The 7404-nt window shown below is 69.7% G+C and carries 5 protein-coding genes; 2 read left to right on the forward strand and 3 right to left on the reverse strand.

Annotation, left to right across the window (positions count from 1 at the left end; all coding sequences use genetic code 11):
• Nucleotides 1–402: 402 nt before the first annotated feature.
• A complete protein-coding gene (gene glmS, locus D7X55_RS32055; RefSeq protein ID WP_120550268.1) occupies nt 403–2238 on the reverse strand; it encodes a glutamine--fructose-6-phosphate transaminase (isomerizing) in 1836 nt (611 codons plus the stop codon).
• Nucleotides 2239–2344: 106 nt separating this feature from the next.
• Nucleotides 2345–3745 (reverse strand): bifunctional UDP-N-acetylglucosamine diphosphorylase/glucosamine-1-phosphate N-acetyltransferase GlmU, encoded by a 1401-nt coding sequence (gene glmU / locus D7X55_RS32060; RefSeq protein ID WP_120550269.1) that lies wholly within the window; start codon nt 3743–3745, stop codon nt 2345–2347.
• Nucleotides 3746–4135: 390 nt separating this feature from the next.
• Here glmU and ggt point away from each other — a divergent pair, with 390 nt between their 5' ends.
• Both ggt and D7X55_RS32070 read left to right on the forward strand, forming a co-directional pair.
• A complete protein-coding gene (ggt, locus tag D7X55_RS32065; protein ID WP_121725050.1) occupies nt 4136–5899 on the forward strand; it encodes a gamma-glutamyltransferase in 1764 nt (587 codons plus the stop codon).
• A gap of 20 nt (nt 5900–5919) precedes the next feature.
• Entirely contained in the window at nt 5920–6702 is a 783-nt protein-coding gene (locus D7X55_RS32070; protein WP_120550271.1) for a TatD family hydrolase, read from the forward strand.
• Nucleotides 6703–6847: 145 nt separating this feature from the next.
• On the opposite strand, the gene D7X55_RS32075 is transcribed toward D7X55_RS32070, so the two are convergent.
• A complete protein-coding gene (locus D7X55_RS32075; RefSeq protein WP_120550272.1) occupies nt 6848–7123 on the reverse strand; it encodes a hypothetical protein in 276 nt (91 codons plus the stop codon).
• Between the last annotated feature and the right edge of the window lie 281 nt (nt 7124–7404).

Below are 7404 nucleotides of genomic sequence, written 5' to 3' on the forward strand. Positions count from 1 at the left end.
CTCCTCCAGCAGCTGGTTGAGGTTCCAGGCCAGGCGCTTCTGCTCGTCCCCGTCCGCGCGCCGGGCCTGCTGCGCCAGGAGGTACATGGGCAGCGGCGAGTCCGTGGGCGGAGTGGGCGAGCCGTGGGCCACGGGCTCCGCTGGAGCGGCGGGAGCTTCCCAGGGCGCCAGGTCCGGCGCGGACTCCGCCTCCCCTCCCAGGTGGGGGGACGGTGTGCGCGAACGTGGGCGGAAAGCATCGGACACGGTGGCGAAACTGTAACCGGGGCGCGGCGTGGGGTTCAAAGTGGGGAAACCCCTACCTTCCACCGGGCAACGGGAAACGAAGAAGCCCGGGCCCCCTGTGAAGGGAGTCCGGGCTCTTGTCGCTTCAGGCGTGCAGGCCGTGAAGCGCTCCTCGGCCTACTCGACGGTCACGCTCTTGGCCAGGTTGCGCGGCTGGTCCACGTCGTTCCCGCGCATCTCCGCCACGTGGTACGCGAGCAGCTGCAGCGGGATGGTGGCCACCACCGGCGCGAGCAGCGCGCAGGCGGAGGGGATGCGGACGACGTGGTCGGCCAGGCTGTCCGCCGTCGTGTCGTCCTCGTCGAGGATGGCAATCACCTTGCCGCCGCGCGCGCGGACCTCCTCGATGTTGCCGATGATCTTCTCGTAGGCGATGTGCGGCTGCTTCGGCGCGATGACCACGACGGGCATCTTCTCGTCGATGAGCGCGATGGGGCCGTGCTTCATCTCACCGCCCGCGTAGCCCTCCGCGTGGATGTAGGAAATCTCCTTGAGCTTGAGCGCGCCCTCCAGCGCCACCGGGTGCATGGGGCCGCGGCCGAGGAACAGGAAGTCCTGCGCGTTCATGAACTCGCGCGCGACGCGCTTCACCTGCGGCTCGCACTTGAGGACGTCTTCAATCATCTTCGGCACCTGGGTCAGGTGCGTCAGGTGCTCCTGCGCGGCCTCCACGGACAGCGTGCCGCGCATGCGGCCCAGCTTCACCGCCAGCAGGTACAGCGTGACGAGCTGCGTGGTGAACGCCTTGGTGGACGCGACGCCAATCTCCGGGCCCGCGTTGGTGAGGACGTGCAGGTTCGCCTCACGCGTCATCGCGCTGCCAATGACGTTGCAGATGGCCATGGTGTGCGCGCCCAGCCGCTTCGCTTCCTTGAAGGCCGCGAGCGTGTCCGCCGTCTCGCCGGACTGGCTGATGGCGATGACCAGGTGGCTCTTCTCCACGATGGGGTCGCGGTAGCGGAACTCGCTGGCCAGCTCCACCTCCACCGGCAGCCGCGCCAGGGACTCAATCATGTGCCGGCCGGCCACGCCCGAGTGCCAGGACGTGCCGCAGGCCAGGATGGTGACCTTGGTGAAGGACTGGACCTGCTCCTGCGTGAGGTTCCAGGTCTCGAAGTGGACGTCGCCTTCGGTCAGGAGCATCCGGCCGCGCAGCGTGTCCGCGATGGCGCGGGGCTGCTCGTGGATCTCCTTGTGCATGAAGTGCTTGTAGCCGCCCTTCTCCGCCATCATCGGCGTCCAGTCGATGCGGCGCGTGGGGCGGTTCACCAGCTTGCCCTCGCGGTTGAAGATGTCGACCTTCGCCGCGGTGACGACGGCCAGGTCGCCCTCCTCCATGTAGACGAAGTCGCGCGTGTGCTCGAGCAGCGCCGGCACGTCGCTGGCCACGAAGTTCTGGCCCTGGCCCAGCCCCAGCACCATGGGCGACGCGTCCTTCGTGCACACGATGCGGCCCGGGTCGTTGGAGCACACCACCACCAGGCCGTAGGTGCCCTTCACCTGCTTGATGGCGGAGCGCACCGCGTCCGGCAGGTCCACGCCGCGCTCCACCTCCTCGGAGATGAGGTGCGCGAACACTTCCGAGTCCGTCTCCGACGCGAAGACGTGGCCGCGCGCGCGCAGCTCCGCCTTGAGCACCAGGTGGTTCTCGATGATGCCGTTGTGCACCACCGCCACGTTCTTGTACGTGTGCGGGTGGGCGTTCTCATCGGAGGGACGGCCGTGCGTGGCCCAGCGCGTGTGGCCGATGCCGGTGGTCCCCTTGGGCAGGTCCTGCACCACGCGGTTCTCCAGGTTGCGCAGCTTGCCCGTCGCGCGCACCACGTTGAGCTGGTTGCCGCCCACCACCGCGACGCCCGCGGAGTCATAGCCCCGGTACTCGAGCTTCTTCAGGCCCGACACCAGGATGGGAGCAGATTCCTTGTCACCGACGTAGCCAACAATCCCGCACATGTTCTTCCTGCCTCTTTCTTCGTCCCGCGGCCGCCGGAGCAAACCACGGGCAACCCGTTCACGCCCAACCCCGCCCCGCCGACCGATCAGCAGGCGAGCACTCTTCCTATCCCGCCTTCACCTTCACCTGCCGCGCCTTCTTGGCCGCCACCCACCCCTCCTTCACCACCTGTGGCGCACGGGACACAGCGAGGCTCCCAGGAGGCACATTTTTCGTCACCGTGGTGCCCGCGCCGACATACCCGCCGTCCCCCACCTTCACCGGCGCCACCAGCTGGCTGTCCGAGCCGATGAAGACGCCATCGCCCAGTTCAGTCAGGTGCTTGTTCACCCCGTCATAGTTACAGGTGATGGTGCCCGCGCCGATGTTGCAGCCCGCGCCGATGTTGGCGTCACCCAGGTAAGTCAGGTGGTTGGCCTTGCTGCCCTTGCCGATGCGGGTCTTCTTCGTCTCCACGAAGTTCCCCAGATGCACTTCCTCTGCCAACTCCGTGGCGGGGCGCAGCCGGGAGAACGGGCCGATGATGCAGCGCTCGCCCACACGCGCCTCCTCCAGCACGGAGTAGGGCTTGATGTGGGTGCCATCCGCGACGTGCGAGGCCGTGAGCACGCTGCCCTGGCCGATGATGACGCCCTTGCCGATGACGGTGCCGGCCATCAGCGACACGCTGGGGCCAATCTCCGTATCGGTGCCAATGGTGATGCCCTCTTCGATGTACGCGGTGGCCGGGTCCTGGATGGACACGCCCGCGCGCATGTGGGCTTCGTTGATGCGCTGCTGGAGGACGCGGGCGCGCGCCGCCAGCTCCACCTTGTCGTTCACGCCCGCGGTCTCCGTGGCGTCCGCGTCCACCGCGCCCACGGGGCCCACCTTCGCGGCCATCTCCACCAGGTCGGTGAGGTAGTACTCGCCCTGCGCGTTGACGGGTTTGATCTCCGCCAGCGCCTTCCACAGGAAGGCCGCGTCCACGGAGTAGATGCCCGCGTTGCACTCCTTCACCGCGCGCTGCTCCGGGGTGCAGTCCTTGTGCTCCACGATGCGCGCGACCTTGCCGCCCTCGCGGATGACGCGGCCGTAGCCGGTGGGGTCGTCCAGCGTGGTGGACACCAGCGCCAGCACCCCGCCCGCCGCGTCGTGCGCGGAGAGCAGCGCCTGGAGCGTCTCCTTGCGCAAGAGCGGCACGTCTCCGTAGAGGATGAGCACGCGGCCGTCATGCCCTTGAAGCGCGTCCTGCGCCGCCTTCACCGCGTCCGCGGTGCCCTTCTGCTCCTTCTGGAGCGCGAAGCGCAGGGGCGCGTCCGGGAAGTGGGCGCGGATGGACTTCTCCACCTCCGAGGCCTGGTGGCCCACCACCGGCACCACGTGCGCGGCGCCCAGTTCCAGGGCCCGCTTCAAGGGATAGGCGCAGAGGGGCCGGCCGAGGATGGGGTGAAGGACCTTCGCCTTCTCCGACTTCATCCGCGTGCCCTTGCCCGCGCACAGCACAACCGCCGCCAGAGCTGTCATATGCGGCGGAGAATTAGGGACCGCCGATCAACTCGTCAACCGCGCCCGGACTTCAAAACAGATCGCGGGGCTTCCGGGGACGGGCGTGCGCTGACTGCTACACACAACGTGTTGCATTGGACCGTGATGCCGAAGCGCGGCTTCAGGAACGTCGTCAGCCGCGCCGGGGTGGAGGCCGCCGTCGTCACCGACGTCGGGTTCTCCACGGGGTTCGGAGGACTCATGCGGACCGCCCGTTGCTGCACATGACCGCAGACTGCCCCGCTTCCGCTCACAATCCAAGGATAAAAATGTTGTCCAGCTGAAACCCTGGCCCAGGCGCGGCGCATGGTGCATTAGGGAACAGCCGGAAATCACAAGGAAAGGCGTCCACAGGTGGGGAAAGCACACATGGGAGCCGCGGGGCACAGCCTGTTCCGCGCACTGGGACTCGCGGTGTTGCTGGTGGCGACCGGGGCGGGTGCGGCACGTCCCTACCGGGGAGGTGCGGTGGCCACGGCGTATCCGCCCGCGAGCGAGGCCGCGCTCCAGATGCTGGACAAGGGCGGCAACGCGGTGGACGCGGCGGTGGCGGCGGCGTTCGTGGCGGCGGTGGTGGGGCCCTACCACTCCGGCGTGGGCGGCGGCGGGTTCGCGCTGGTGCACGACGCGAAGTCCGGCGGCACGCAGGTGCTGGACTTCCGTGAGGTGGCTCCGAAGGGCGCCTCGCGCGACATGTACCTGAGGGACGGCGCGCTGGTGCCGGGGCTGTCCACGGACGGCGCCCTGAGCGTGGCGGTGCCGGGCGCGGTGGCGGGCTACCTGGAGCTGTTGTCCAGGCACGGCAAGCTCAAGCCCGCGGTGGTGCTGGCCCCGGCCATCCGGCTGGCGAAGCAGGGCTTCTGGGTGACGCCCAAGTACCGGCAGATGGCCACCGGCCGCGCGGAGTGCCTGCGCCAGGACCCGGAGGCCGCGCGCATCTTCCTCACCCCCAACGCGCAGGGCACGCCGGACGTGCCGCCGGTGGGGCACCTGATCAAACAGCCGGACCTGGCGCGCACGCTGGAGCGCGTGGCGAAGGGCGGCGCGAAGGCCTTCTACGCGGGCCCGGTGGCGCAGGCGCTGGTGAAGACGGTGCAGGACGCGGGCGGGCTTCTCACGCAGGAGGACCTGACGGCGTACAAGACGCGGCAGGCCACGCCGCTGGAGACCACCTACCGCGGGCACCGCATCCTCACCATGCCGCCGCCCAGCGCGGGCGGGCTGGCGGTGGTGCAGGTGCTGGGCATGCTCCAGCAGCTGCGCCCGCAGGGGCTGCCCTACCGCGACCCGGAGTCGCTGCACCTCTACGTGGAGGCCGTGCGGCGCGCGTACGTGGACCGCGCGAAGTACCTGGGCGACCCGGCCTTCGTGCAGGTGCCGCTGGAGCGGCTGACTTCCCCTGGCCACATCGCGGACCTGGCGGGCGGCATCGACCCGAAGAAGGCCACGCCCAGCGCGTCGCTGCTGGCGCCGGTGACGGGCGGGCCCGCCTCCACGCTGCGCAAGGACGCGGGGCCGCTCACGCCGGAGCCGGAGAAGAAGAACACCACGCACATCTCCGTCATCGACAAGGACGGCAACGCGGTGGCCATGACGACCACGGTCAACTACAGCTTCGGCTCGTGCCTTGTGGCGAAGGGCACCGGCGTGCTCCTCAATGATCAGATGGACGACTTCGCCGCGCAGCCGGGCGTGCCCAACGCGTACGGACTGGTCACCGGCGAGCCCAACGCCATCCAGGCCGGCAAGGTGCCCCTGTCCTCCATGTCGCCCACGCTGGTGTTCTCCAAGGAGGACCCGAAGCAGGTGATGCTGGCGGTGGGCAGCCCCGGCGGCTCCACCATCCCCACCACCGTCATCCAGGCCATCAGCAACGTGGTGGACCACGGCATGGACGTGGCGCGCGCGGTGGGCACGGGCCGGCTGCACCACCAGTACCTCCCGGACGAGCTGTGGGTGGACAGGTGGGGCCTGGAGCCGGCGACGCAGTCCGCGCTGGAGGCCAAGGGCCACAAGCTTCGCCGGGTGGACGCCTGGGGCGACGCGGAGGCCGTCTACAGCGACCCGCGCACCCACCTGCGCTATTCCTCCAGTGACCCGCGCAACGAGGGCGCCGCGACGGGCCAGGACTAGGACGAAGGGACACACCGCCCGTGGCCGAGCCGCTCCCGCTCTTCGATGCGCACCTCCACCCGGAGGCCCTGACGGACCAGGACCTGGAGTCCATGCGCTTCTTCGGCGTGGAGCGGGCCCTGGTGGTGGCGCACCACTTCCCGGAGCCCACGGCCAAGGGGCTGCGCCAGCACTTCGACGCGCTGGTGGAGAAGCAGCTGCCGCGCCTGGAGCGCCTGGGCATCCGCGCCTGGGCCGCCCTGGGCGTGCACCCGCGCTGCATCCCGCGCCGGGGCCTGTCGGAGGTGTTGAGCCACCTGCCGGACTACTTCGAGGGCGGCCGGGTGGTGGCCCTGGGCGAGACGGGCCTGCACGTGGGCGGCGAGGAGGAGGAAGAGGCCTTCCTGGAGCAGCTGGCCCTGGCCCGTCAGCTCAAGCTGCGCGTGGTGGTGCACACGCCCCTGAAGGACAAGGAGCGCCACACGCGGCGCATCCTCACGCTCTTGCGCCAGTCGGGGCTGGCACCGTCGCGCGCGCTGGTGGACCACGCCAACGCGCGCACGGTGCGGACCATCCTGGAGGTGGGCCACTGGGCCGGCCTCACCCTGCACCCGGAGGCGCTCCAGGCGGACCGGGCGGTGGCGCTGGTGCGGCGGCTGGGCAGCGAGCGCCTGGTGCTGGACTCGGACGCGGGCGACGGCGCGGGGGACATCCTGGGGCTCGCGCGCACGGCGAACCTCCTGGGCAAGGCGAAGCTGTCCGAGCGCATCGTCCGGCGGGTCACCCGGGACAACGCCGCCCGCTTCTTCCAGATCCACGACTGAGCGCGCCATTCGCGCCCCGTGCGGGTGGCGCGCGGTGCGTTGAAAAGTGGACGCAACGCCCGGCCTGTCAGCGCTGTAAATGCGACGGGCCCCGCGGTGGAGCGCGGAGCCCGTGGCTCTACAACCTGGAATCCCGGAAGGGGACCTAGTTCACCGTCACGGAGGCCTGGGTCTCCGGGTGCAGGGTGAGCCCCTGCGCGTCCGGCGCCAGCCGCACCTGCACGGGCACGCCCTGGGAGCGGTACTCCGCCAGGGAATCCGCCGCCTCGTCGAGCAGCTGCTGATAGCGCTCCTCCAGCTCCACCGCGATCAGGAGCATGGTCTCACCGGCGTCCGCCACGCCCGGCCGGTACACCTGGCACCGCTGGAACCGCGCCCAGCGACCGTTCTGCATCTTCACAAGCTCGCCGTCGTAAGCCATGCGCAGCACCTCTTGAGTTAAATCCGACGGTCGCAATGTAGAGACGAATGTCCCCGCTGTCATCCCCCCGCTTGAAAATTCGTAAACCCCTCGGGATTCCAGCGAGTTGCAGCCGCTCAAGGCCGTCCACAGGGGTGCCCCGGGGGATGCGCCAGCGCAAAGTGTAAAGTGGTGCACTGTCAACGCGGTTAACTCGGACGAAGGTCCCATGCCGCGTCGCGCTGTCAACACTCCGTGAACCGGGGCGCCTCCGGGGCGTCTGGGGACGGGCAGCCGGGGGA

The sequence above is a fragment of the Corallococcus sp. AB049A genome, assembly GCF_003668885.1.
GTDB classification, from domain to species: Bacteria; Myxococcota; Myxococcia; order Myxococcales; family Myxococcaceae; genus Corallococcus; species Corallococcus interemptor.

Coding starts and splice junctions, on each gene's coding strand:
- ggt (WP_121725050.1), top strand. CDS start 4,136: ATGGGAGCCGCGGGGCACAGCCTGTTCCGCGCACTGGGACTCGCGGTG.
- glmS (WP_120550268.1), bottom strand. CDS start 2,238: ATGTGCGGGATTGTTGGCTACGTCGGTGACAAGGAATCTGCTCCCATC.
- D7X55_RS32075 (WP_120550272.1), bottom strand. CDS start 7,123: ATGGCTTACGACGGCGAGCTTGTGAAGATGCAGAACGGTCGCTGGGCG.
- glmU (WP_120550269.1), bottom strand. CDS start 3,745: ATGACAGCTCTGGCGGCGGTTGTGCTGTGCGCGGGCAAGGGCACGCGG.